This is a genomic window from Deefgea rivuli DSM 18356, from assembly GCF_000620145.1.
Classification (GTDB): Bacteria; Pseudomonadota; Gammaproteobacteria; order Burkholderiales; family Chitinibacteraceae; genus Deefgea; species Deefgea rivuli.
Map to the genome: position 1 here is coordinate 274,816 of NZ_KK211082.1, position 26,187 is coordinate 301,002.

At 49.2% G+C, this 26,187-nt stretch carries 24 protein-coding genes; 16 read left to right on the forward strand and 8 right to left on the reverse strand.

The genetic code is table 11. The features are described from left to right. Positions 1-20 precede the first annotated feature (20 nt). Positions 21-1,046: a CDP-6-deoxy-delta-3,4-glucoseen reductase gene (locus Q320_RS0114125; RefSeq protein ID WP_027469539.1), complete on the reverse strand. Its 1,026-nt coding sequence runs from the start codon at positions 1,044-1,046 to the stop codon at positions 21-23. 187 nt (positions 1,047-1,233) lie between these two features. Here Q320_RS0114125 and Q320_RS0114135 point away from each other — a divergent pair, with 187 nt between their 5' ends. Further along, positions 1,234-2,130 (forward strand): SDR family oxidoreductase, encoded by an 897-nt coding sequence (locus tag Q320_RS0114135; protein WP_027469540.1) that lies wholly within the window; start codon positions 1,234-1,236, stop codon positions 2,128-2,130. A 189-nt stretch (positions 2,131-2,319) separates the two neighbouring features. After that, entirely contained in the window at positions 2,320-2,505 is a 186-nt protein-coding gene (locus Q320_RS0114140) for a hypothetical protein (RefSeq protein WP_156939078.1), read from the forward strand. Between the two features lie 76 nt (positions 2,506-2,581). Here the strand turns inward: Q320_RS0114140 and Q320_RS0114145 are convergent, their stop codons facing one another. The 6 genes from Q320_RS0114145 to queA form a co-directional block, all read right to left on the reverse strand. Further along, positions 2,582-3,031 (reverse strand): bacteriohemerythrin, encoded by a 450-nt coding sequence (locus Q320_RS0114145; protein WP_027469542.1) that lies wholly within the window; start codon positions 3,029-3,031, stop codon positions 2,582-2,584. A 110-nt stretch (positions 3,032-3,141) separates the two neighbouring features. Then, a complete protein-coding gene (locus Q320_RS0114150) occupies positions 3,142-4,509 on the reverse strand; it encodes an HD-GYP domain-containing protein (protein ID WP_027469543.1) in 1,368 nt (455 codons plus the stop codon). Between the two features lie 864 nt (positions 4,510-5,373). Beyond that, positions 5,374-6,093, reverse strand: a complete 720-nt coding sequence (locus tag Q320_RS0114155; protein ID WP_027469544.1) for an MgtC/SapB family protein — start codon at positions 6,091-6,093, stop codon at positions 5,374-5,376. Positions 6,094-6,425: 332 nt separating this feature from the next. Then, positions 6,426-9,191: a magnesium-translocating P-type ATPase gene (mgtA, locus tag Q320_RS0114165; RefSeq protein WP_027469546.1), complete on the reverse strand. Its 2,766-nt coding sequence runs from the start codon at positions 9,189-9,191 to the stop codon at positions 6,426-6,428. Between the two features lie 640 nt (positions 9,192-9,831). Next, positions 9,832-10,944 carry a tRNA guanosine(34) transglycosylase Tgt gene (gene tgt, locus Q320_RS0114170; protein WP_027469547.1) on the reverse strand — a complete coding sequence of 371 codons (1,113 nt, stop codon included), beginning with the start codon at positions 10,942-10,944 and terminating at the stop codon, positions 9,832-9,834. 203 nt (positions 10,945-11,147) lie between these two features. After that, on the reverse strand, positions 11,148-12,170 hold the full coding sequence (gene queA, locus Q320_RS0114175) for a tRNA preQ1(34) S-adenosylmethionine ribosyltransferase-isomerase QueA (RefSeq protein WP_027469548.1): 1,023 nt from the start codon (positions 12,168-12,170) through the stop codon (positions 11,148-11,150). Positions 12,171-12,377: 207 nt separating this feature from the next. Here queA and aroQ point away from each other — a divergent pair, with 207 nt between their 5' ends. The 14 genes from aroQ to Q320_RS0114245 all read left to right on the forward strand — a co-directional run bounded on the left by aroQ (position 12,378) and on the right by Q320_RS0114245 (position 24,921). Beyond that, positions 12,378-12,833, forward strand: coding sequence for a type II 3-dehydroquinate dehydratase (aroQ, locus tag Q320_RS0114180; RefSeq protein WP_027469549.1), 456 nt, complete (start codon positions 12,378-12,380; stop codon positions 12,831-12,833). 151 nt (positions 12,834-12,984) lie between these two features. Beyond that, positions 12,985-13,446 carry an acetyl-CoA carboxylase biotin carboxyl carrier protein gene (gene accB, locus Q320_RS0114185; protein WP_027469550.1) on the forward strand — a complete coding sequence of 154 codons (462 nt, stop codon included), beginning with the start codon at positions 12,985-12,987 and terminating at the stop codon, positions 13,444-13,446. Between the two features lie 77 nt (positions 13,447-13,523). Then, positions 13,524-14,900 carry an acetyl-CoA carboxylase biotin carboxylase subunit gene (gene accC / locus Q320_RS0114190; protein ID WP_027469551.1) on the forward strand — a complete coding sequence of 459 codons (1,377 nt, stop codon included), beginning with the start codon at positions 13,524-13,526 and terminating at the stop codon, positions 14,898-14,900. A 53-nt stretch (positions 14,901-14,953) separates the two neighbouring features. Beyond that, positions 14,954-15,658, forward strand: a complete 705-nt coding sequence (locus Q320_RS0114195; RefSeq protein WP_035853789.1) for a ParB-like protein — start codon at positions 14,954-14,956, stop codon at positions 15,656-15,658. 10 nt (positions 15,659-15,668) lie between these two features. Then, a complete protein-coding gene (locus tag Q320_RS0114200; protein WP_027469553.1) occupies positions 15,669-16,685 on the forward strand; it encodes a S41 family peptidase in 1,017 nt (338 codons plus the stop codon). 35 nt (positions 16,686-16,720) lie between these two features. Beyond that, on the forward strand, positions 16,721-17,608 hold the full coding sequence (gene prmA, locus Q320_RS0114205; protein ID WP_027469554.1) for a 50S ribosomal protein L11 methyltransferase: 888 nt from the start codon (positions 16,721-16,723) through the stop codon (positions 17,606-17,608). A gap of 83 nt (positions 17,609-17,691) precedes the next feature. Further along, positions 17,692-18,690, forward strand: coding sequence for a DUF3426 domain-containing protein (locus Q320_RS0114210; protein ID WP_027469555.1), 999 nt, complete (start codon positions 17,692-17,694; stop codon positions 18,688-18,690). Positions 18,691-18,787: 97 nt separating this feature from the next. After that, entirely contained in the window at positions 18,788-19,333 is a 546-nt protein-coding gene (tpx, locus tag Q320_RS19990; protein WP_051534769.1) for a thiol peroxidase, read from the forward strand. Positions 19,334-19,478: 145 nt separating this feature from the next. Continuing rightward, complete coding sequence (gene tpx / locus Q320_RS0114220; protein ID WP_027469556.1) at positions 19,479-19,979, forward strand: thiol peroxidase; 501 nt, start codon at positions 19,479-19,481, stop codon at positions 19,977-19,979. A 57-nt stretch (positions 19,980-20,036) separates the two neighbouring features. Beyond that, positions 20,037-20,855 carry a DUF3025 domain-containing protein gene (locus tag Q320_RS21000; RefSeq protein ID WP_051534770.1) on the forward strand — a complete coding sequence of 273 codons (819 nt, stop codon included), beginning with the start codon at positions 20,037-20,039 and terminating at the stop codon, positions 20,853-20,855. Positions 20,856-21,029: 174 nt separating this feature from the next. Continuing rightward, positions 21,030-22,226 (forward strand): ammonium transporter, encoded by a 1,197-nt coding sequence (locus tag Q320_RS0114230; protein WP_035853791.1) that lies wholly within the window; start codon positions 21,030-21,032, stop codon positions 22,224-22,226. Positions 22,227-22,391: 165 nt separating this feature from the next. Continuing rightward, positions 22,392-22,925: a hypothetical protein gene (locus tag Q320_RS21005; protein WP_156939079.1), complete on the forward strand. Its 534-nt coding sequence runs from the start codon at positions 22,392-22,394 to the stop codon at positions 22,923-22,925. 59 nt (positions 22,926-22,984) lie between these two features. Continuing rightward, positions 22,985-23,881 (forward strand): TraB/GumN family protein, encoded by an 897-nt coding sequence (locus Q320_RS0114240; RefSeq protein WP_027469558.1) that lies wholly within the window; start codon positions 22,985-22,987, stop codon positions 23,879-23,881. Then, a complete protein-coding gene (locus Q320_RS0114245) occupies positions 23,881-24,921 on the forward strand; it encodes an NADP(H)-dependent aldo-keto reductase (RefSeq protein WP_308417138.1) in 1,041 nt (346 codons plus the stop codon). Before Q320_RS0114240 ends, Q320_RS0114245 begins: the two co-directional genes overlap by 1 nt. Positions 24,922-25,030: 109 nt before the next feature. On the opposite strand, the gene Q320_RS0114250 is transcribed toward Q320_RS0114245, so the two are convergent. Next, entirely contained in the window at positions 25,031-26,134 is a 1,104-nt protein-coding gene (locus tag Q320_RS0114250) for an ABC transporter ATP-binding protein (RefSeq protein ID WP_027469560.1), read from the reverse strand. Positions 26,135-26,187: the final 53 nt, after the last annotated feature.

Below are 26,187 nucleotides of genomic sequence, written 5' to 3' on the forward strand. Positions count from 1 at the left end.
AACGTCTGGTTTTACAGCGTTTATTTATTTAAATCCTTACTAGTGAAAAACGCATCTGAGAAAAACTCCTCAGCAGGAAGCTGATGAGAAAGGAATCGCGTGTACGCCGCTTCGACCATAACCGGGGCGCCGCAGGCATAAACTTGATAATTAGTTAGATTATTAAAGTCCTCCAGCACCACTTCATGCAGCAAACCAGTTCGGCCTTGCCAAGCATCTTCCGGTTTTGGCTGGGATAACACGGGGATAAACGTAAAGTTCGGATATTTTTGCTGCCATTCAGACGGCAGATGCGGCATGTACAGGTCTTCTAGCGAGCGGCAGCCCCAATACAGCACCATTTCTCGCTGAGTTTGCTTGGCCAGCGCATGTTCGATAATGCCTTTGATTGGTGCAAAGCCCGTCCCCGTCGCCAAAAACAGCATCGGTTTATCGCTGTCTTCGCGCAAGAAGAAGGAGCCTAAAGGCCCTGTGAAACGGAAAATCTCCCGCACCCGCATCGTGTTCCACATGTATTCGGAAAACTCGCCACCGGCAACGCGGCGGATATGCAGCTCAATAAAACCCTCTTGCTCTGGCGCATTCGCAATCGAAAAGCTGCGTTTTTTGCCGGTTTTGGTGTGAATGTCGATGTATTGCCCAGCGAGGAAAGTCAGCTTTTCAGTCGATGGCAGCTTCAAGGTCAATACGGCGACGTCGTGCGAGACTTTATGAATCGCCTCCACCCGCGTTGGCAGCGTTTTGATTTGAATGTCTTTGGTCGCCGCCACTTCGCGGCATTCGATGCTCACCGTACTGCTCACTGGCGTGGCGCAGCAAAACAGCGCATAGCCTTTTTCCATTTCGGCTTGGCTGAGTGCAGATTCGGAATGATCGCTGTGCGCCACTTCGCCGCTGAGCACTTTGCCTTTGCACGCGCCGCACGAGCCATTTTTGCAGCCGTAGGGCATATTAAAACCCTCGCGCATCGCTGCGTCGAGCAAGGTTTCTCCTTCAAAAACGGAGAGTTGCTGGCCTGAAGGTTCGATAATCAGTTGCTGACTCATTCTATTTCGTACCCATTATATATATTTGCAAAACTGCGGTTTTAAGCGCCTTAAAAAGCATCGCGAATCATAGAATCGAGCAAGGTTTCCCCTTCAAATACCGGAAGTTGCTGACCTGAAGGTTCGATGGTAAGTTGCTGACTCATTTTCTAAATCCATACTCGGTATGCGGCGCGAGGCCCATTTGATGAAAAAACCACGTTTACTCATTGTTGGCTGTGGCGACGTGGTTCGCCGTGCCCTGCCTTGGCTCACGCAACACTTCACGGTGTATGCGACTGCGCGCTCTAAAGAATCAGCAGCGCAGCTCAATACCCTGGGTATTCGCCCTATCTTTGCTGATTTGGATCAGCCAAAATCTTTGGCACGCATTCGCGGGATTGCTCAATTTTTGATTCACAGCGCTCCGCCCGGTACAGGCACGGGCGACGCACGCACTCGCGCGCTGATTGCAGCGCTCAGCCATGCCAAAATCAAACGAAATGAAATTTTACCACAGCGCTTACGCCGCGCCGTGTACATCAGCACCAGCGGAGTTTACGGCGATTGCGGTGGCGATTGGATAGACGAAACCCGTCCGACCAACGCGCAATCAACGCGCGCGGCCAAGCGAATTGATGCCGAAACAAATCTGCGGAACTGGGCGGGACGGCATGGCGTGCGGCTGAGTATTTTGCGCGCGCCGGGCATTTATGCGCTCGATCGGCTGCCGCTAGAGCGAATTCGCCGCGCGGAACCGGTGCTACACACTGCTGAGGATAGTTATAGCAATCATATTCATGCCGATGATTTGGCACAGGCGCTGTGCTTGGCGCTGTTTCGCGGCCTGCCGCTACGTACTTATAATATTGTCGACGACGAACCGCATAAAATGGGCGACTACTTCGCACAAGTAGCCGATTACGCGCAACTGCCGCGTCCGCCAAAAATTAGCCGTGCCGCCGCCCAAAGCCAGCTATCCCCTGCACTGCTGTCGTATTTGAATGAATCGCGGCGAATTTTGAATACTCGCGCCAAGCGTGAACTGAAACTGCGATTGCGCTACCCGACAATCCAAGATTGCTTTGCATATTCAAAGAATTAAGGCACTTTTACAACAACTAAAACTCGGTCGCTCGCATCGCCATTCGGCTCAGAATGACCACATAGCAACCGCTCAGCGGGTTTTTCTGCATTTAAGCGCTTAAGTTAATAAATATTTAACAATTCATCGTTTTGCAATTGCAAAGTCTTTAACTAAGCTGACGACTTCTTTAATAAGAGGTATGTCGCCATGGCTTCAATCTGGATCACTTGGGGATTAATTCTTGGGTTTGCGGGCTATTTATTTCATTGCTGGTGGTCAACTCGCCACGAATCGGGCGCGCCGCGAGCCGATCAAAGCGCCGATGAAGTGCATTTCAACCTGCATCTTTACACGCATGCGAAGCAATTTTGCGAACCACCACATCGCCGATAAAATCAGCAGTCCAGTCAAAGATCAAGCAGTATTGCCACGCGAGCTTTATTTTAAAAAGCGGATATAGCAATACCCATTAAGACCAGAAACGCTCAAGCCAGCTTTTCTTATGCCAGCTTCTTTGTGCACCACGCGACAAGAAATGCTCAACATAGCGCTGATCGCCTTCCATGATGTGATTCGTCAGCCAGTTGCGCAAAAAATGCAGTAACTCAAACGAAATCGCCTCGCCATTATTAAGTCGCGTCTGCAAATCCTGCATCTGGCTAATCAGGTCTTCGTGATGGGCTTTATGCGTCTCGTATTCGGGATAGCCCAAAATCCGCATCAGGCTTTCTTCGACGGTAAAGTGAGTGCGAGTGTAATCGGCCAGCCGCTGCATCACAGCAATCGACGCATCACGGCCATGATGTTGGCGAATCGCATCGTGCAGTTCATTCAGCAAATTGACTAAGACTTTATGCTGCTCGTCGATTTCCTGAATTCCCACCGACAAGGTCTCATTCCATTCAATTAACAAGCTCATCTACGATACCCCTTTGCAATCCATGCAAGCCAATTCAGCCTACATACTGCCTAGAGCACCGCGAACGAAATTTGATCTTAATCAACAATGCACAAAGCGATGAGCCAAACTCACACGCTTGCAACAGTTAGGCTCTGCAATCCTTGTAATTCGCGCTCCACCACCCGCTGCAATGCATTAAAGCAATCGCGATCAATCGCGCTATCGAGCATCCTCGCCATGATTTCCAAAGTGACTTCCGGTGAATTGGCCGCGTGATAGGGGCGCTCGGCGCTGATGGCGTCGAAAATATCTGCCACGGTGATAATCCGCGTTTCTAAACGAATATCTGGTGCGCTCAAACGACGTGGATAACCATTGCCATCCAGCCGCTCGTGATGCGCGCCAGCGACTTTGGCCAAATCATCAAATTGCGCAATTTTGCCAAGGATTTCTTCGGTCAAACGCGCATGTTGCTGCACCGCGCGAAACTCATCATCGGTCAACTTGCCCGGCTTTTCCAAAATACTGCTGCTCACGCCTAATTTGCCGACGTCATGCAATAACGCGGCGCGTTTAATCCAATTGCATTGCGCTGATGGCAAGCCCAATTCTTGCGCGATCAGCTCGGCATAAAAACCGACCCGCTCGGAATGCCCTGCCGTAAACGGACTTTTCGCATCGACGACCTGACCAAACGCCGACGCAATATCGTCCATATAGTCTTCGTCCAGCGGCATCGTATATTGAATTGGCTCCAAGGCCTGCACCGCTGCAGCAACTTCTGGATTGCGGAGCATCGCCCAAAAGTGCCCGTCCTTCGCCACGACTTCAAACGCGGCCACCAAATCAGGATCGAACCAGAGTTTGCTGCGTAAGCGAACCTCAGTCAGCGCCGCCGCCGCCCCGTGCGAGAAATGAAATACATCGATGACTTGCGACAACAGCGCAATGCGCGCATTGAGTGGAATCGTGTCACCACGCAAGTTTTCTGGTCGCCCGCCGCCATCCCAATGCTCGTCCAGCGAATGAATCCCGAGGGCGACGCTTTCTGGAAAACGCAATTGCCGAGCAATCCGCGCGCCGCGATCACAACGCGTTTGGATCAGCTCTTGCGCAATCGCATCGCCATTGCGCATGATATTCAGGATAGAAGTCAGGCGTTTGGTCCAACTCTCGTTGCGGCCGGTATGCTCAAACACAAAGCCCAGCACCTGCGTCAAATTGGTGCCAACCAGTTTAAAATCGCGTTTAAAATCTTGATCATCAGTCAAATACAGCTCGCAAATCCGCGCCGCATTGCTACTGCAACCCAAATCTTTGAGTAGCAGCGTGTAATACAAAGCCCAAATCGCTTCGTCATTCAAACCAATCTGCCGCCCAATATGCACGCCGATCCAGCAACAGCGCACGCAATGCCCTTCGGGCTGCCCTTCGGTCAAATCCAAGGCATACGATAGTGAACCTAATAGTTCAGATAATTTCAAAGAATCAGCCATTCCACCCCCGCACGCTTTAGCCATTTACTGTAGCTGACAAAATAAAGCTTGCCTGATATTTTGATGGATCGATATAGGTATATGGATGTAGAGCTTGCTGAATATAATTCATAAGGACATACACCAGTAGTTATGAACTTCTATTCATATTTTATAGATAAGCAAATAGTAGAGCTAGATTTGAAACTTCAGCTTTCTAGCCAAGATGGTCGCGCTAATGCCGCGCGGCACTCACTTTCTTGAACAGCCAAGAAAGTAAGCAAAGAAGGCCGCCCTAGTATCTGCGTCCGACTTCGTCGGATTCCCTCGCTGCGGACAAACGAGGCGGTTGCGCTCAAAACTCGTTCGGCCTCAACAACAAAAGCATCGGCCTCGCTCAAACATTGATCGCAAAAACCCCGCCCCGCTTATCCTTCGCTCGGCTTGACACGAGGGATTTTTTTAAGCCCCTGCTCGAAGAGCAAGAAATTATCTCGACGTATTGTCAACTAAGCTTTGCTAGATAATGGCTGCATCAATATACATAGATATAATTAATGCCATTCTAAATAAACACGAATCTAAACCAAGCACACGAATGGTGGATTCATGGTTTTTAAATCCCGTCTAAGCACACCGAGCGAGGGAGAGAGACAAACAGCCCTATCGTTTGACTCACGACTGACCGAGGCGACGCCAAAGCTTAGCGGTTTTACCGCTTAGCGACGCGGGGTGCAGGGCTTATCGGGGACCGATGTGCGCCCGGGTCGCCACTCGATACTTCTTTCTTTGGGCACTGAATATATAAAATCCCAAAGAAAGAAGTCACCGCCGCGGATTGCGGCTCTAAAACACCGTGCCGTAGGCACATAAAACCATCGCCCCCTACTCCGTCGTACTCGGATTACTCCAGAACACTTGCTTCACTTGTGGCAAGGCGATCAGTTTTTCGATGATTGCATCCAGCGTTGCCGATTCCACTGCGCCGGATGGCAAGGTGGCGGTGATTTCGACGTCGTCATCGCCAAAGGGCGTGACATCGACATTGCTTAATGGACACAGAGCTTCTTCCAAAAGCTGCTCCAATTTGGCCATTACGTATTTTTGCTGCTCTTCATCAACAATCACGCAGAGCTGATAAATCACTTCGCTGTCTTCATCATTAATCGGTTGGCGATTGATCGCGTTGACGACGGGGCGCAATAAAGTATTCGCTGCGAGCACAAACACCGCAGCGAGCACCGCTTCAACGATTAAATGCGCGCCAGCGCAAGCACCGACGGCGGCTGAGCCCCACAATGTCGCGGCGGTATTCAGGCCGCGAACATTCAGGCCGTCTTTCATAATCGTGCCCGCGCCCAAAAAGCCGACGCCAGAAACCACATAGGCGACGACGCGCGCTGCGCCGCCTGAACCATCAAGGCTATACGCCATATCCACAAAAATCGCCGCGCCAACGGCGACCAAGGTATTGGTGCGCAAGCCTGCGGTACGCTGCCGATATTGCCGCTCGTAGCCAATCAATGAGCCGAGCACAAACGCGACGATCAGGCTGATTAAGGTATCGAATAAACTAAACCAGCTGAAATTTGCAAAGGTTTGCATCTTTGCTCCTCACAAGAAAAATGGCGCAGTCGCCCGCGCCATGATGAATGTTTTAAATGACACGCTGATTGCCACATGCGCCCATCAATTTGAACCAAGATCAAAACATAGTCCACGAAATACACGAAAGGCACGAACAAAAACCCAAATAAGTACCCGTGCAAAAGTTTTATGGCAAGGCGTCGAAGCCGCAAACAGTACATCGAATACGACAAGGCGAGACAACAATGCAAGACTGGGTGGCCTTAGGCCAAAACTGTTGCTTAACAACTTGCCCGTAATTTTAGATTTTTTTTCGTGTTTTTCGTGATCCATTTGTTGTTCATTGGCGCTTATTGCCAGCCGTAACGTCTAGCGTAAAACCCTTTCATCGCCTGCGTGAGCGAGACGTAGCCAATCAAAATCGCGATCAACCATGGGAAGTAGCTCAATGGCAGCGCTTGTAACTTAAAGTAGCTCGCCAGCGGCCCCATCGGTAGGAAAATCCCAATCGCCACAATCAGCAAAGTCATCACTATCAGCGGCCATGCAGCGCGACTTTGGAAGAATGGAATTTTGCGCGTACGGATCATGTGTACGATCAAAGTTTGCGACAACAGACCTTCAATAAACCAACCCGATTGGAACAGCGTTTGGCTTTCTGGCGTGTTGGCGCTAAATACAAACCACATCAGCGCAAACGTCGCGATATCAAAAATCGAGCTAATCGGGCCAAAGAACAGCATAAAACGGCTGAGTTCGTTAGGATTCCATTTTTGCGGCTGCTGCAATAGTTCTTCATCGACGTTATCAAACGGAATCGCCACTTGCGATACATCGTAAAGCAGATTTTGTACTAAGAGATGCAAAGGCAGCATCGGCAAGAACGGGATAAATGCACTGGCGACCAACACCGAAAATACATTGCCAAAGTTCGAGCTGGCCGTCATTTTGATGTATTTCAGCATATTGGCAAACGTCTTGCGGCCTTCAATCACGCCTGCTTCCAGCACCATCAAATTCTTTTCCAGCAGAATAATATCGGCCGCTTCTTTGGCAATATCCACTGCTGAATCCACTGAAATCCCGATATCGGCCGCGCGCAGTGCGGGCGCATCATTAATGCCATCGCCCATAAAACCGACCACATGCCCATTGCCGCGCAAAGCGATCACCAAACGCTCTTTTTGTAGCGGCGATAATTTGGCAAACACCGTCGCCGTTTCAGCTGCTGCCGCCAATTGCGCGTCGTCCATCAGATCAATTTTGCTACCGAGCAATACGCCCTTCACCGTGAGGCCAACTTCTTTGCAGACTTTCAGCGTCACCAGCTCATTGTCGCCCGTTAAGACTTTGACTTCGATGCCGCTGGCTTGCAATGCTTTAAGTGCGGGCGCGGTGGTTTCTTTCGGTGGATCTAAAAAGGCGATGTAACCGACCAAGGTCAATTCGGCTTCGTCTAGCACACTATATACATCACGTTCCGGCGCTAAACGTTTGGTCGCTACCGCCACCACACGCAGCCCTTCTTGATTCAAATCAGTCGTTACGCTACGGATTTTCTCCAGTAGCGCCGCGCTCAGTGGCTCAACCGTGTCGCCGTGCTGCACTTGCGTACACACCGCGAGCATTTCTTCTAATGCACCTTTGCAAATCAAGAGGTGCTGATCATCATGTTCGCTGAGCACCACCGACATCCGCCGCCGCGCAAAATCAAACGGAATCTCATCGACTTTGCGAAATTGGCTCGCCACATTGAGTTCATTTTGAATCTCAGCATGCTCCAGCACCGCGACATCGAGTAGATTTTTTAAACCAGTCTGGTAATAGCTATTTAAATAAGCCATATCCAGCACCGCATCGGCTTGCGCGCCAAACACATCGGTATGCCGCTCCAGCACGATTTTGTCTTGCGTTAAGGTGCCAGTTTTATCGGTACATAAAATATCCATCGCACCGAAGTTTTGAATCGCATCCAGCCGCTTCACAATGACTTTTTTCCGGCTGAGCAGCACTGCGCCTTTGGCCAGCGTTGACGTAACGATCATCGGCAACATTTCTGGCGTTAGCCCCACCGCCACCGACAATGCAAACAGCGCCGCTTCAACCCAATCGCCCTTGGTGAAACCATTCAAGAACAAGACGACGGGCGCCATCACAAACATAAAGCGAATTAGCACCCAGCTGACTTGATTCACGCCTGCCTGAAACTGCGTGACGGTGCGATCTTGGCTGGTCACTCGATGCGCCAAAGCGCCAAAGTAGGTTTGATTACCCGTGCCGATTACCACCGCCAGCGCCGTGCCGCTGATGACATTCGTCCCCATAAAGCATAAGTTATCGCGCTCTAATGGATTTTTGATGCTGTGGTCGCGCTGCTCGGCAAACTTCTCCACTGGCATTGATTCACCCGTCAGCGCGGCTTGGCTGATGAATAAATCTTTCGCCGTCAAAATCCGTAAATCGGCCGGAATCATATCGCCCGCCGACAGCACAACGATGTCGCCCGGCACTAGCAGTTTGATTGGCAACTCGATGCGATGCGCGTCTCTGGCATGCAGCGGCGTCGCGGTATGGTATTCAGCATCCGACGCGACATTGGGCGTTACATCGCGGCGCAATACCGTCGCGGTATTGCTAACCATCGCTTTGAGTTTATCGGCGGCAGAATTGCTGCGTTTTTCTTGCGCAAAGCGTAGCAGCGTTGAAATCAGCACCATGCTGCCTATCACCACCGTCGCAATATCGTCATCACTCACATAAGAAATCAGCGCCAGCACCGTGAGCAGCACATTGAATGGATTGCGGTAGCACAGCCACAAATGCTGATACCAAGACATTGGCTTTTCGTGCTCAACTTCATTAAAGCCAACGCGTTCGCGTTTTGCCGTCGCCTCAGCTTCCGACAAACCCGTTTCTTGCGAACCCAAACGATTGAGTAAGACACTAGGGATTAATTGCGATTGAACCTGAATCCGCTCGATAAAATCCAGCGGGACTTCTTTACCGGCTTCGCTGCCACGCAGCAGATCCGCAAAAGCACGACGGCGAAATTGCTTCGCGCTCAAGCCTTTTTGCAAAAAGGCCAAAATGTTTATTTTAAAAAAATCAAAACGCATACATCACTCCTGCCGAGCGCAAGCGCGCCCAGCCTACGGCGAGGTGAGGTCCTAGCTCGACTTGGCACGAGCGATCATCATCAGCCAGTGCAAAGACGACATTTCAAAGGCGAGCCTAAGCCGCACTAGCGCTCAAGGCCAGCATCAGCTCACACAGCCAGACGCAGACAAACCATAGCAACGGCAAGGCCAAACGACGTAGCAAATTGCTTCGCGATGAAATGGGACTAAAAAGTATACGGAAGAGGAAACGCCGCGTTTGAATAACGCAGCGACGCCACTACCCGCCAACAAGCTTGGCAAGGCAGCAGCAGGAAGAAACCTGCGATGGCCTTGCCTAGCAGACGATCCAAGATCGACAACTCGGACTAATGTCCACAATGGGACTCCATCTAAAAAAGATGCGCGTAAGGTAGGCCGAAGCCGCGCTTGGGTCAAGGCGAAAAGGCGGGAAAGTAAATATTGCCCAATAGGCGTAAATTGAGATTTTTCAAACAAAATCAAAAAACCAACACATAGAACCGTAGAAAAATAGCATGGGTATTGAGCTGTAGCTTATATTTTACAATATCTAGCGCCAGATACATCAACAGCCACGCAAGGTGGCTGTTGTGGTTTAGCTTAAACTACATGCAAACGATCAATCCACACCACGCGCACGATCAGCATTAAATTTGGCGACAAATTGCGGGAATTGATCAACTTCAATCGCCGCGCGCATATCGGCCATCAGCACTTGGTAGTAATGCAAATTGTGGATGGTATTGAGTTGCGAGCTAAGGATTTCTTGGCAGCGGAATAAATGATGCAAATAAGCGCGGCTGAAATTGCGGCAGGTGTAGCAATCGCAACTTTCATCCAGCGGGCGCGTGTCTTTTTTGTAATGCGCGTTTTTGATTTTGACATTGCCATAACGCGTGAACATCATGCCGTTTCTGGCATTTCTTGTCGGCATCACGCAGTCAAACATATCAATCCCTTGCGAAACGCCATACACCAAATCTTCTGGCGTACCGACGCCCATCAGGTAGCGCGGCTTGTTCACTGGCAATTGCGGCGCGGTGTGCGCCAAAATGCGCTCCATTTCTTCTTTCGGCTCGCCGACTGACAAGCCGCCAATCGCCATGCCGTGGAAATCAAGCTCGTCCAAGCCAGCAAGCGATTCATTACGCAGGTCTTCGTGCATGCCACCTTGCACAATGCCGAACAATGCATTTGGATTTTCGCCACGCGTGAATTCGTCTTTCGAGCGTTTCGCCCAGCGCAGCGACAATCGCATCGAATCGGCAGCTGTTTTGTGATCGGCAGGATACGGCGTGCATTCGTCGAAAATCATTACGACGTCAGAATTGAGCACCTTTTGGATGCGCATTGATTCTTCAGGCGTCAGGAATAATTTATCGCCGTTAATTGGATTTTGGAATTTCACGCCTTCTTCAGTGATTTTACGCATTGCACCCAAGCTAAACACTTGGAAACCACCCGAATCGGTCAACATCGGCTTATCCCAGCCCATAAATTGATGCAGGCCACCGAATTCTTTAATCACTTCCAAACCCGGGCGCAACCACAGGTGGAAAGTATTGCCGAGAATAATTTGCGCGTTAATATCGTTCAAATCACGCGGCGTCATTGCTTTGACGGTGCCGTAGGTGCCAACGGGCATAAATACCGGCGTTTCAACCACGCCGTGGTTCAAAGTCAAACTACCGCGACGCGCGCCGGATGACGTGGTTTTTAATTCAAATTTCATTGATTTTCCTTCGGCCACCAAAAAACAGTTCAGCGCCATTAATTACATTGATATGGGTATATAAATGAAGCCATTAACCAGCAATAGCTACAGTCAAATACCCTAAGGAATAAAACAAAAGCTCTCACACTGCATTGCTTCGTCTCGTCGTACGATGTGTACTGCCTTCGACGTTGCGCTTTGCGTGAAACCTTTTGTACGGATTAGTGATTTTTCTCTAGCAGCATCGCATCGCCATAACTAAAAAAGCGATATTCATTTTTAACTGCGTGTTCATACGCTGCGCGCATTGTATCAAAACCGATAAACGCGGCGACCAGCATCAGTAGCGTTGATTTCGGCAAGTGGAAATTGGTAATCAGGCGATCGACGACTTTAAATTCAAAGCCCGGCGTAATAAAGATATTGGTGTCACCCGTCAGCTCCGCCAAAACACCGTTTTGCGATGCGGCTTCGAGTGCGCGCAAACTGGTCGTGCCGACCGCAATCACGCGGCCGCCATTGGCTTTGGCGGCCAAAATCGCATCCTTAGTTGCTTGCGGAATACTGTAGCGCTCAAAATGCATTGTATGTTCCGCAATATCGTCAACGCGCACCGGCATAAACGTGCCAGCACCGACGTGCAAAGTCAGAAACGCGGTTTGCACCCCATTGGCGCGCAAATCATCCAATTGCGCATCGGTAAAATGCAGACCGGCCGTCGGCGCAGCCACTGCGCCGGGATCGCGTGCGTACACGGTTTGATAACGCTTGGCGTCTTCATCATCCGGCACATGCGTAATATACGGCGGCAGCGGCAAGAGGCCAGATTGCTCCAAAATCTCGAACACGCTAGCCTCGCCATCGAAGCGCAGTTTAAACAAATCGCCTTGCCGTTCGACCATCTCGGCGGTGAAACCGCCTTGAAAGTGCAAAATCGTCCCCGCTTTGGGCGCTTTCGACGCTTTGACGTGCGCGAGTGCGCTATGTTCGTCTAAAACGCGTTCAATCAGCGCTTCGATTTTGCCACCGCTGGCTTTTTCGCCAAACAAACGCGCTTTAATTACTTTGGTGTCGTTAAACACCAGCACATCACCTGCGCGCAAAAAATCAGGCAGACATGAAAACAGCGTATCCTGCCGCTGTTCGCCGTCGATATGCAGCAAACGGCTCGCGCCACGCACTTCAGGTGGGAACTGCGCGATCAATTGATCGGGCAAATGGTAATCAAAATCTGCAATCTGCATTTAAAAAACGCCTTCGTCGGACATGTAGCAAAACTACACGATTATATCAGCAAACATCGATATAAGCCGCGCTAACATTGATGTAGCGGCATTTTAAAACGATCGTTTACACATTAAACTTTAAAGAAAAAGCACGCTTTTTCTGGACAAGTTCGCAGAACTTGCGGCAAACTCCGCCGATTACATTGCGTTACAAGGAGTTCACGAATGGCCGACTTCGGTAAAATTCTGGTTTTGCATGGCCCTAACCTTAATTTACTCGGACTACGTGAACCCCAACATTACGGTAGCAATACACTCGCTAGCATCAACCAACAACTCATTGACTTGGGTGCTAGCCAAAAAGTTTCAGTCGAGACTTTTCAATCTAACCGCGAATACGAAATCATCGAACGTATCCATGCCACCCTACAAGACGGCACGGATTATATCGTGATCAATCCCGCTGCGTTCACCCATACCAGCGTAGCGATTCGTGATGCACTGGCTGGGGTGAAAGTGCCATTTGTTGAAGTACATCTATCGAATGTACATGCACGGGAAGCATTCCGGCATCACTCGTATTTTTCGGATCTCGCCATCGGCGTGATTTGTGGCCTCGGCGCGAAAGGTTATGCCTATGCGCTGGAATTTGTCATCGACCGATTGAAATCGGCCGAATAAGTACCCATGAACGCGTTTTGTTGCAAGGCGTAATCCACACCGCTTAAAAAGCGACGCGGCAACAAACGTTGATTTAAAGCCTATTTGTTTAAACCATAAGGTGGCCTGCACGACAGGGCACCACTTTTACTTCTCAGAGGGGATTGCAATCATGGATCTGCGTAAACTTAAAAAACTAATCGACTTAGTTGAAGAATCGGGCATTGCTGAATTAGAAGTGACCGAAGGCGAAGAAAAAGTACGTATCACGCGCAACGTACAAAATCACGCCCAGTATATGCAACCCATGCAATACCAAGTTGCACCTCAAGCAGGCGCTGCGCCAGCACCTGCCGCAGTTGCAGCCGCCCCAGCCGAAGCAGCCGCACCTGTGGTGGCTGGCGAAACACAAAAATCACCAATGGTCGGTACTTTCTATCGCTCATCCAGCCCAGATGCAAAAGCGTTTGTTGAAGTCGGCCAAAGCGTGACTGCAGGCCAAACACTTTGCATTATTGAAGCAATGAAATTGCTGAACGAGATCGAAGCTGAACACAGCGGTGTGATTAAAGCGATCTTGGTAGAAAACGGTCAGCCAGTTGAATACGGCGAGCCGATGTTTATTATTGGCTAATTCTGTGAGATGTATTGCCATGTGGCCTTTGATTTAAAATGGCTACAGCGCGATACCTCACGTCTCACGGAGTTCCTATGTTTAAAAAAATATTAATCGCCAACCGTGGTGAAATCGCGTTAAGAATTTTGCGCGCTTGCCGTGAAATGGGCATCAAAACCGTGGTCGTGCATTCTGAAATCGACCGCGAAGCCAAATACGTCAAATTGGCGGATGAATCGGTGTGTATCGGCCCGAATAATTCGGCACAAAGCTATTTGAATATGGCCGCGCTGATTTCAGCCGCCGAAGTAACTGAAGCCGAAGCCATTCACCCTGGTTATGGCTTTTTGTCAGAAAATGCTGACTTTGCGCAGCGCGTTGAAGAATCTGGCTTTGTGTTTATCGGCCCACGCCCAGAAACAATTCGCCTAATGGGCGACAAAGTGTCGGCCAAAGACGCGATGAAAGAAGCTGGCGTCCCTTGCGTGCCGGGTTCTGATGGCGCTTTGCCAGATGATGCGGATGAAATGATTAAGATTGGTCGCCAAGTCGGCTATCCAGTCATCATCAAAGCCGCAGGCGGTGGCGGTGGTCGCGGTATGCGCGTGGTTGAGCGTGAAGAAGATTTGCTCGGCGCGGTTGCAATGACGCAAGCTGAAGCCGGTGCAGCATTTGGCAATCCAGTCGTGTATATGGAACGCTATTTGCAAAATCCACGCCATATCGAGATTCAAATTTTGGCCGACCAACACGGCCACGCGATTTATTTGGGCGAACGCGATTGCTCTATGCAACGTCGCCACCAAAAAGTACTCGAAGAAGCGCCAGCACCGGGCATTACCGACGAACAACGTCAACGTATCGGTGAATCTTGCGCCGAAGCATGCCGCCGTATGGGCTACCGTGGTGCGGGGACGTTTGAATTTTTGTTCGAAAATGGCGAGTTCTTCTTTATCGAAATGAACACGCGCGTGCAAGTTGAGCATCCAGTGACTGAACTCATCACTGGCATCGACATCGTACAAGAACAAATTCGCGTTGCCGCGAACTTGCCACTGCAATACACGCAAGAAGACGTTCAGCTCAAAGGCCATGCCATTGAGTGCCGGATTAATGCCGAAGATCCACTGAACTTCTTCCCAAGTCCAGGTCGTATCACGACCTACCACACGCCAGGTGGCCCCGGCGTGCGCGTTGATTCGCATGTGTATCAAGGCTATTTTGTCCCGCCGAACTACGACAGCATGATCGGCAAGATCATCACTTACGGCGATACGCGCGCACAAGCAATTGCCCGTATGAAAATCGCGCTGTCAGAAATGGTGGTACAAGGTATTTCAACGAATATTCCATTACATCAACAATTGTTACTGGATCCGGAATTTGTTAAAGGTGAAACGAGTATTCATTACCTCGAACACCAAATGCCAGCGATTCGTGAATTAATTGCCAAGAAAACGGCAGCGCAGTAATCAATCATCCCAACGGAGCCGAATGGCTCCGTTTTTTATTGCACAGAAAACCTATGCCTACAAAATACCTCATCGCTGCTGCCCTATTCTTGCCACTGTATGTCGGCGCAAAAGAACTCCCGCCCTGCCAAGCGCAAACCGCCGTCGATAGCTGGTGCACTCTGCCACTGGCTGAATTGCATCCTACCCAGCCCGCCGTCGGCATGCTGCGCGTTGAAGACACGATACAAAAACTACGCGGGAAAAGCACAGCGGCGCTGCAAAAATATGCCAAGAAAAAAACCATCGTCGTTGTGATTGGCCCCAATGGCGAGTTTTACTTGGCGGATCGCCATCATTTATCGCGTTCGCTATTTGATTTAGGCCTTGAACAAGCGCCAGTCAAAATCATTGGCAAGCTCGACAATCCAGCGACATTCTGGACTGATATGCGCAAAAACAATTGGGCTTACCCAGTGGATGAGCACGGCAAAGAGATTGATCCGAATCAGCTGCCGAAAACCTTAGCCGAGCTAAAAAACGATCCCTACCGCTCACTCGCCGCCTACGCCCAAGAAGACGGCGCCTACGGTAAAGCCCAGAACGCTTACTTTATCGAATTTGCATGGTCGACCTATTTCGGCAACGCCATGCAATGGCGCCCGATAACGCGCAACAATCTGCACAGCGCGATCAACGAAGCCAAAATATTGGCGTGCAAACCTGCGGCAAAACCGCTGCCCGGTTACAAAGCTGAATGCGATTTAGTCTCTCAATAAAGCCATCCTCATGAATATCCATACCGATTTACTAGCGACCGTCCAGCTTCTTGAAGAGAACTACTCAGGCTATAGAGACAAACTCAGCAGCCGACGCGAACACATCCTTGCCGCCCGCGATGCCTTACTTCAGAGCGAAACCAACGTTGCAGTCGAGCTAGATCAAGCGATCTGCAACTATCTTGCAGCCTTTGCTGATGGGCATGTGAGTTTGCAGTCAAAAAGCACCCCGCCAAAACAACAAGCAAGCGTTGATTTGAGTCCATCGCTGGAAATGTCACCGGAATTGGCATGGTTACGAGTTCCCAGTTTTGATCCGCAATTTAGCCAAAGCCTTAGCAAATTACTTGAGGAAAATCACACACTACTCTGCGATGGTCGAACATTGATTATTGATTTACGGGATAACCGAGGCGGCTGCGACGATGGCTTTGAACCTTTACTACCGTACGTGATGTCGGAGGCAAACTATCAAGTAACAGGTATGGCGGTACTCAGTACCCCAGCTAATATCGCTGGCTGGGAGAAACTACCCGAACTCTACCCTAGCCTGCCAAGCGAAAGCCTAGCTTTAATCAAGCAACTCACGCTAAAAATGCGTCTATCCATTGGGCAGTTTGTTCTCTTTGATGACAAAGCCATCCATACAAAAGAGCTGAAAAAAATTCATCTCCAGCCATCACAAGTTCTAATTTTGATGAATCACATTACAGGAAGTAGCGCCGAAGAATTCCTACTCGCGGCCAAGCAAAGCGCGCGCGTCACGCTCATAGGCGAAAATAGCGCAGGTGTTTTGGATTATTCCAATGTTCGAGAATTTCCACTGCCATCAGGACAGCGCTCGCTCTGGCTTGCGACATCCCGTAGTTTACGACTGCCCGAGCACGGCATTGATGGCATCGGTATTCCACCCGACATCCCATTGCCAACAGAAATTTTGCAAAACCCCACCGCTTTACACGCTTGGTTTTGTACATATCTTGAGCAAACACAGCACGCATTCGCTGAAGAGGCGCTTTTAAGCTAAAATCGCAGCTCCTAACTTTACCCGCGAAACTCATCATGGCTTGGCAAGAACTCCGCCTAACAACCGACTCCAAACAGGCAGAAGCCTATTCGGACGCTTTATTTGATTTGGGCGCGCTTTCAGTTTCGATTGAAGATGCCGCTGCCGATACGGCGGATGAAAAACCGATTTTTGGTGAGCCGGGCGAGCCTGTCGACCAATTGTGGGATAACAGCATCGTACTGGCACTGTTTGACGTCGATGTGGATGTTGATGCCATCGTCGCTACTGCCGCTACAACGCTGAAATTAGCAGCACCAAGCTATGTGATTGTGAATGTCGCCGATCAAGATTGGGTGCGTTTAACACAATCGCAATTTGATCCAATTCCAATTTCAGCACGCCTGTGGATCACGCCAACATGGCATGAATGCCCGGATCCTGCTGCAGTGAGTATTCAGCTTGATCCAGGTTTAGCATTTGGCACGGGTAGCCACCCGACGACGCGTTTGTGCTTGCAATGGCTGGATACGAATATTGCGGGCGGCGAAAATGTGTTGGATTACGGTTGCGGCAGCGGAATTTTGGCGATTGCCGCATTGAAACTCGGCGCGGGTGAAACCGATGGTGTGGATATTGATGCGCAGGCGATGATCGCCAGCAATCAAAATGCCGAGCAAAACGGCGTCGTCGGCCAGTTCTACTTACCCGATTCAGCACCAAGCAAAACCTATGATGTCGTGGTGGCCAATATTCTGACCAATCCACTCAAAGCGCTCGCGCCGCTGTTGGCGGGTCGTTGCCGCAGTGGTGGCCGCTTGGTGTTATCGGGTATTTTGGCCGAGCAAGCGCATGAAATCGTCGCGATTTATAATGAATGGTTCGATTTTACTTCCCCTGCCGAGCATGAAGGCTGGGTATGTTTGTCGGCGCTTCGTAAATAAGCAAATAATAGCCTCGCGCCACAAACTGTCTTCTCAAGGCTGTGGCGCTTTTGGCGTAGTTTATAGATGAGCGAAATCAACGCATGAGCCAAATTACTTGCTGCCCCAATTGCAGCACCTCCTTTCGTGTTACCGACGCACAGCTCGCCGCGCACCAAGGCAAGGTGCGCTGTGGCCGCTGTGCATTTGTGTTTCATGCGCCTGATTTTATTCAAGCCTTGATGGCGGAATCACCCAGCGCTTTAGACCTTCCTAGTTCAGCAGTAACAAATCCATCCAACTTAGTCGAGCCAAGCGCTGCGATCGCGACACCAAATACACTCACTTCAACAGAAACGGCCACAACAGAAACAGAGGGTATAGCTACAGAGGCTAACCAAACTAAAGCCTTTGATGAAATACCAAGAGAAAATCAGCACACGCTCGCGCAATTAGCGCTTGAAGAATCCGAACTTGATGCCGCTCTAGCAAAGGATGAAGCTTTTTTCGATGAAGTTGATGCAGCTACGCCCACCAACACTGAAAATCTAGCTTTAGAAATCGACAGTGATTCGGAATACCAACCGATTCTGAGTGACGATGATTTATTCACACCACCGACAAAAACCCGCTCATCTTGGCTGTGGACTGTGGGTAGCGTTCTGGCAGCGCTGATACTCGTTGCCCAGCTCGGTTTTGTATTTCGCCAAACGCTGAGCCAAGAATTTCCAGTACTGCGCCCGAAATATCTCGCGCTATGCGCGCATTTGGAATGCTCGCTGCCCCTACCACGTGAAGCCCAGCTATTGCGCTCAGAATATTCCGAGCTGACTTTTATTCCGAATAATCCCACGCTGATTCAGCTCAATGCCACGCTACGTAATTTAGCGCCATTTGAGCAGGAGCTACCTAAGCTAGAACTCACGCTAACGGATGAAAATGAAAAAGTCATCGTGCGTAAAATCTTTACCGCACAGCAATATTTAGTGCAAAACGAGCGCGTACAAAACTCGATTGAAGCCAATGAAGAAGTCCGCGCCTTTTTGCAGCTAGATTTAGGCGAGCTACATTCAACAGGTTATTCTTTATATTGGTTCTATTAATCGGCTTGATTCAGCCAACCATTCAGCGCTTTGCCAACTTGTTTTTCCAGCTTTTACAGCCATACTGAAAGAATTCGTTTGCTCTGGAGAGGTTCGTATGTCTACCGTAATGCTCAACAGCACCCCGATCAGTATTGGCGGTCGCTTCCCCCGCGCTGGTGAAACCGCGCATAGTTTTATGCTGGTCGATACGCAACTGCAAGACGTGGCGCTATCCAAATTCTGGGGGCTGCGAAAGCTGATTGCGGTGGTGCCTAGCCTCGATGCTGCGATTGGCCTCACCATTGCCAGAAAACTTGAATCTGTGGGGTATGAGCTGGAAAACACCGTCATTATGACGGTATCGGTCGATACTCCCTATGCGCTCTCGCGAATCGGCGATGCCGAAGGTTTTCGCAAAATCCAATTGATGTCCACACTGCGCGGCCGTGACTTCCATAAAGATTACGGCGTCATGATTACCGACATTCCATTATCGGGCCTCATGACCACTGCTTTATTTGTGCTCGATACCGATGATACAGTTTTGTACTCCGAGCTCGTTAGTGATCTTAACTCTGAGCCGAGCTATCAATCTGCACTCGAAAAACTCGCGCCGCCACTCATCCATAAAGCCGAAATATCCCTGCCGCAAGACGAATAAAAAAGGCCGCAAGGCCTTTTGTTTTATCTATGCAGCCCCACTTATTGCATGGCAAGCTAAAAAACTATAATCCAAAAATATCCTGGCATCGAAACCTCTGATTGCCATGGTTTTTTACACTAAAACTTACTCACTGGAGAAATACATGACAGCAGTTACTCTTGGCGGCAACCCAGTCGCAATCAACGGTACTTTCCCTAGCGTTGGCAGCACTGCGCCGGCATTTAGCTTGGTGGCAAAAGATTTATCGGATGTGACTTTGGCAAGCCTAGCTGGCAAACGCAAAGTATTAAACATTTTCCCAAGCGTTGACACGCCAACTTGCGCGACTTCAGTGCGTCGTTTCAATGAAGTGGTTGCTGGCTTGGATAACACCGTTGTATTGTGCATTTCTGCTGATTTGCCATTCGCGCAAAACCGCTTCTGCGGCGCTGAAGGCATTGAAAACGTCATCAATCTATCGACGATGCGTGGCCGCGAATTCTTGGCGAACTACGGCGTTGAAATCACCAGCGCGCCATTAGCTGGCGTTGCTGCTCGCGCGGTTGTGGTACTCGATGAGAACGATCAAGTGTTGCACGCTGAACTCGTTGCTGAAATCAAAGACGAACCAAACTACGAAGCAGCACTGAAAGTTTTAGCCTAAGTAGCCATTGCAGGGTTAAAATTTAACCCTGCAATTTTCTGTATAAAATAGACCTCAATGACTTCTTGGCCGCTTGATTTTTTCCGCACTATCCCTGCATTTGCTCCCATCCTGCCTTTCCTTAGCCATTTTAAGCGCCCGCCCGAACACGCCGATTGGTTGACGGTCACACAGACTATTCAAACTCAAGGTGGTGCAACGGTGCGTTTTGTCGATCCCGACAGTATTACGCAATATTACGAGCTCGAAATTTACCAGCTTGGCAATGTCGCAACACGGCTTAATTGGCACGATACGTTTAACGCAATGGTGTGGCAGGCCTATCCCAAAAGCAAAGTGGCGCTCAATGCGCTGCATTATCATGCAATGCACGCAGTACCAGCAGAGCAAACAGCAGGCCAAGGAATCGAAGAACATCCAGCGACCCGCGGCGCGCAACGTGATGCAGCAACGCTGTTTGATGAATGTGGCCTTATCTTGCCGTATAGCAATCCAACGTTACTGGAATTGATGATTAGCCATCAGTGGAATGCACTCTTTGTCGACAATCCGAGTGCTTGGGGCACAGAAATCAATGCACTGGTGTTTGGTCACGCGACGTTTGAAAACCTGCTCGCACCCTTTATTGGGCTGACCGGAAAATGCTGGCCAGTGCTCGTTGAAGCTGAGTTTTTTAGCCTGAGCCTGCTCGAACAGCGTCAGCATTTAGATGGCATCATTGCCGAGCAAATTAATCAACGCTGGCTACAACGCCCGCGCCAACTGCCACCACTACCCTATTTGGGAATTCCAAATTGGTGGCCCGAACAAACTGCTGATTTTTACGCCAATCAAAGTTACTTCCGCACACATCAGCGACACAACGCACCAAAATAGCAAACAACGCACCAACTAAGCACAAACGAAGCGCACCAATACATCGCTACACAGCACCAAAAATAATCACTCCACTCTGAATATCTTTTTTAATCAGTAACTTAATTGCAATGGCACACTGCTTGCTTTTAGTGCAGCCACGATTGAGATTGCGAATAAATTGGAGTGAAGCAAATGAGTGCAAACAGTAGCGACGTGCTATTTATTTTGTTGGGTGCCATTATGATTTTGGCGATGCATGCTGGCTTTGCTTTTTTAGAGCTGGGTACGGTGCGTAAAAAAAATCAGGTGAATGCGCTGGTCAAAATTCTGACCGACTTTGCCGTGTCGGCCATTGCCTATTTTTTCATTGGTTACGGTATTGCCTACGGCGTGCATTTCTTTGGCCCCGCTGCAGAAATGACGCAAAATCACGGCTTTGAGCTGGTTAAATTCTTTTTCCTCCTCACTTTTGCCGCTGCAATTCCAGCCATCGTATCAGGCGGGATTGCCGAACGCGCTAAATTTCACCCGCAGTCAGCCGCGACATTTTTACTGGTTGGCTTCATCTACCCTTTCTTTGAAGGCATGATGTGGAATAACAATTTCGGCGTGCAAGATCTATTCAAAGCCTGGTTTGGCGCACCCTTCCATGATTTTGCTGGCTCGGTTGTCGTCCATGCCGTTGGTGGCTGGATAGGCTTGGCGGCAGTGCTTCATCTTGGTGCACGCCGTGGCCGCTACAACAAAGAAGGCCGCGTTGCCGCACATCCACCGTCGAGCATTCCATTTCTGGCGCTGGGCGCATGGATTCTGATCGTTGGCTGGTTCGGCTTTAACGTGATGAGCGCGCAAAAAATCGAAGGCATTTCCGGCCTCGTCGCGATGAATTCGCTGATGGCGATGGTCGGCGGTACTTTAGTCGCCACTTTCGTCGGCAAAAACGACCCCGGCTTTATCCATAATGGCCCACTCGCAGGTTTAGTTGCCGTCTGTGCAGGGTCAGACATTATGCATCCGCTGGGCGCGCTGATTGTTGGCGGTATCGCTGGTGGGATGTTTGTTTATCTATTCACCATCACGCAAAACAAATGGAAAATCGACGATGTACTCGGCGTGTGGCCGCTGCATGGTATTTGCGGCGCATGGGGAGGTATTGCCGCAGGGATATTTGGTAGTAAAGCCTTCGGCGGTATAGGTGGGGTGAGTATATTGGCGCAGATTGTAGGTACGCTAATGGGTATTTCGATTGCGTTTGTTGGTGGTTATATCGTATACGGCGTATTGAAAAAAACGGTTGGTATTCGGCTTTCTGATGAAGAGGAATTTAACGGTGCAGATTTAAGCATCCATCAAATCAGCGCCAGCCCAGAACGTGAGACAAACTGGTAAGAAACAATGCCAATCCGTGGCCGGCGCTGATCCGGCCAACCCTGCCACTGCAACACGCAAAATCCTCCCACAGGCTTCTTTACAAGTCTTTAAAGCATTCCTTAGCAGTGCTGCAACATTGCGGCTTTACTATGTATGCCTCTCGCGCCCAAATAGCGAATGGCCATGAACTCAATACCGTCCAGCATGATTAAAATCATTTATCGCAAAACCAGTGCAGGTGAGCGAGAAATTATTGCGCGGCAAATGGGGCTTTCAGCCAAACTACGCCGCGCGCTCATTTTGATTGACGGTGTAAAAACAGTCGGCCTACTCAGTGGCCTTGTATTGGGTATGGAGCTATTACCCGCGATCAATGAATTAGAATCGCTGGGCTTGATTCAATCCCAACAAAACAATCAGCTACAACAAGCAAAACCGCTTATCACAAGCCTAGTTTTAGAAGCCGCAAGCCCGCAGCCAGTCAAACCGAGTTTAGACGCCGAGCGTTTAAATGCGATTAAAGATCTAATGATAGCTAGCTCGGAAACACTGCTTGGTATTTTTAGTAAGACTTTAGTTGAAAAAATCAAAGTCATTGAACGCGAAGAGCAACTGGGCAATGCCATTTCGCAATGGAATATCAGCATGCGAGAATCAAAAAAAGGCCAACAGCATGCCGAGCAATATTTAGAAGCCATCAGAACACTAATGAAATAGCGTAGCAGCAAGGGCAGCGATATACTAAGCACCTATCCATTTTTTGTAGGTTTGCTCTAATGTTTGCTCGACTTAGCTCTTCATTACTTATTGCATTCAGCGCGCTGAGTTTTGCGCCATCGGTATCCGCCGAACAAAGCAGCCCCGCCATCTTATGGAAAGTAGAAAAAGATAATCTGCCTGCGTCATGGATACTGGCGACGGTACAAACCACCGACAAACAAGTCGGCGAATTCACACCTGCGACACTCAGTGCGCTGAGCAATGCCAAATACATCGGCACTGAATTTCATAACGACATTAATTCAGTAGTCGAAATGGCGCAAACCATGCTCGATGAAAAACCAAGCTTGGAGCAAAAAATCGGTAAAGAGAATTTTGCTAAATTGCTGCCCTTGCTTGAAGCACGCGGCTACCCAGCTTCGGTAACGGCAAAGCTCAAACCTTGGGCTGCGATTATGATGTTGCTCTCGCCGCGCCCAGCAAAAGACTTGATTCCAATGGATGATCGCTTGCTGAAATATTCAATGGAAAATAGCCGAAAATATTTTGGCGTTGAAAGCGTTGAGCAACAGCTCGCACCTTTTCAAGCTATTCCTGCCGACAAGCAAATCGTGATTCTCAATTCACTGATTCTGAACGAAGCCAAGCTTGAGCAAAACTACAAAAAAATTATCGCGGCTTACTTAAAGCAAGATCTGGATCAAGTTCAACGCTTATTGCAAATCGAAGCGTTAGCAATTCCAGCCAATGAGCGCGCTTGGTATAAAGCATGGCGCAACTCAACGCTCAGCCAAAAAAATAAAATCGCCGTTGAACGCCTAAAAACACCGTTTGAAAAAGGCGATTCTTTAGTTGGTATCAGCGCAGCACAATTGCCAGGCAAAAATGGGTTATTAGCACAATTGCGAGCAGCAGGTTACCGCGTGACGCCAGTCAATAAGGCCAGCAAATAATGCTGCAATATCGAACTTTGCCCGGCACTGATTTGAACGTCTCTAGTTTGTGCCTCGGCACAATGACGTTTGGTGAACAAAATACTGAAACCGAAGCTCATGCACAGCTTGATCGTGCCATTGAATGCGGGATCAATTTTATTGATACAGCAGAAATGTATCCGGTGCCGGCCAAAGCTGGAACGCAAGGCTTGACCGAAACTTATGTTGGTAGTTGGTTAAAACAGCAACAGCGTGAGAAAGTGATTGTGGCCAGCAAAGTCTCTGGCCCCAATCGCGGCATGGAATGGATACGCGGCGGGCCACAATTTAGCCGTGAACATATCATTGCCGCCTGTGATGCCAGCTTGCAGCGACTCAATACCGATTACATCGACCTTTATCAGTTGCACTGGCCAGCGCGGCATGTGCCGATGTTTGGCCAGACTTATTATGAACCGAGCCAAGAGTACGCCAATACACCCAGCCTACTGGAGCAATTGTCAGCACTGAATGAACTGGTTCAAAAAGGTAAGGTGCGATATATCGGCGTTTCTAATGAAACGCCATGGGGCGTGATGGCGCTGACGCGATTGGCTGAGCAACATCATCTGCCGAAGATCAGCACCATTCAGAACGTTTACAACCTAATCAATCGCAATTTTGACCATGGCTTAAGTGAAACCTGCCATCGTGAGCAAGTGAGTTTATTGGCCTATAGCCCACTCGCTTTTGGCCTATTAACCGGCAAATATTGGCAAAACCCACAAGCGGATGGCCGTATGACGCGATTTGCCAACTTTGGTCAGCGCTACCTCAAGCCACAAGTTAACGCCGCTGTGGCTGCATTTTGTGAATTAGCACTGCAACATCAATTAAGCCCTACGCAATTGGCGTTGGCATGGATGCAAAGCCGCTGGTTTGTTGCTAGTACCATCATTGGTGCGACGTTACTCACGCAGCTCGATGAAAACATCGCCAGCAGCAGCATCACGCTCAGTGCCGAACTATTGGCTGAAATCGAAGCAATTCATCGCCGTAGCCCTAGCCCTGCACAATAATTAAGTAAGCATTTTCTGGCATCTACACCACCCAAATCCAATAATTGATGCCTTCAAACACAAAAAAACCCGCAAATGCGGGTTTTTTTCATTGCTAATCAACATCCAATTAGCGAATGCGTTTGAACGCCAAGCCTTCAGCATCAAACAACATGCAGTGTTTTTCAGGGAACAGAACGCGAACTGTATCGCCAAATTTCAAGCCAGTCATATTCGCAGGTAATTTCAAGCAAATGATTTCGTTGATACCAGGGATTTCAACATACGCAAGTACGATATCGCCCAAATGCTCAACCAAATCCACTTTAGCAGGGATTGAACCTGCAACGCTTTCATCAGCCAATTCAATGTGTTCTGGACGAATGCCCAAAGTCACTTTGTCGCCGACTTTAGCGTTACCTGGTTGAACCGCTGCGCGAGCAGTAATGCCTTTTGGCAAGCGAACGACTGCTGCGCCTTGCTCAACTGTTACCAATTGTGATTCAAACAAGTTCATTTTTGGTGAACCCAAGAAACTGGCCACGAACAAGTTCGATGGATTTTCGTACATTTCCAGCGGGCTGCCCACTTGCTGAATAATACCGGCATTGAACACCACAATACGATCAGCCAAAGTCATCGCTTCAACTTGATCATGCGTTACGTAGAGCATGGTGGTTTTGAGTTCTTGATGCAATTTCGACAACTCAACGCGCATATTCAAACGCAATGAAGCATCCAAATTCGATAGCGGTTCATCCAACAAGAATACTTTTGGATTACGTACGATCGCGCGGCCAATCGCCACACGTTGACGTTGACCACCTGACAATGCTTTGGGTTTACGCTCTAGCAAATGCGTCATTTGCAAAATTTCAGCGGCTTTCTTAACACGTTGATCGATATCTGTTTTTGGCGTACCCGCTAATTTCAACGCGAATGCCATATTGTCATACACGCTCATGTGCGGATACAGCGCATACGATTGGAACACCATCGCGATACCACGTTTAGACGCGTGTAAATCATTGGCCAGTGTATCGCCGATATACAGCTCACCTGCAGTAATGTCTTCCAGACCCGCAATCATACGCATCAGCGTTGATTTGCCGCAGCCCGATGGGCCAACAAATACAACGAACTCGCCATCTTTAATTTCTAAGTCCACACCTTTGATCACGCAAACGTCTTTGGTGTAGTTCTTTTTAATATTCTTAAGTGTAATGCTAGCCATTTTTAATATTCCTTAATTCTGAATTGGGTGTTTTTAAAGTAAGCACTCGTGCA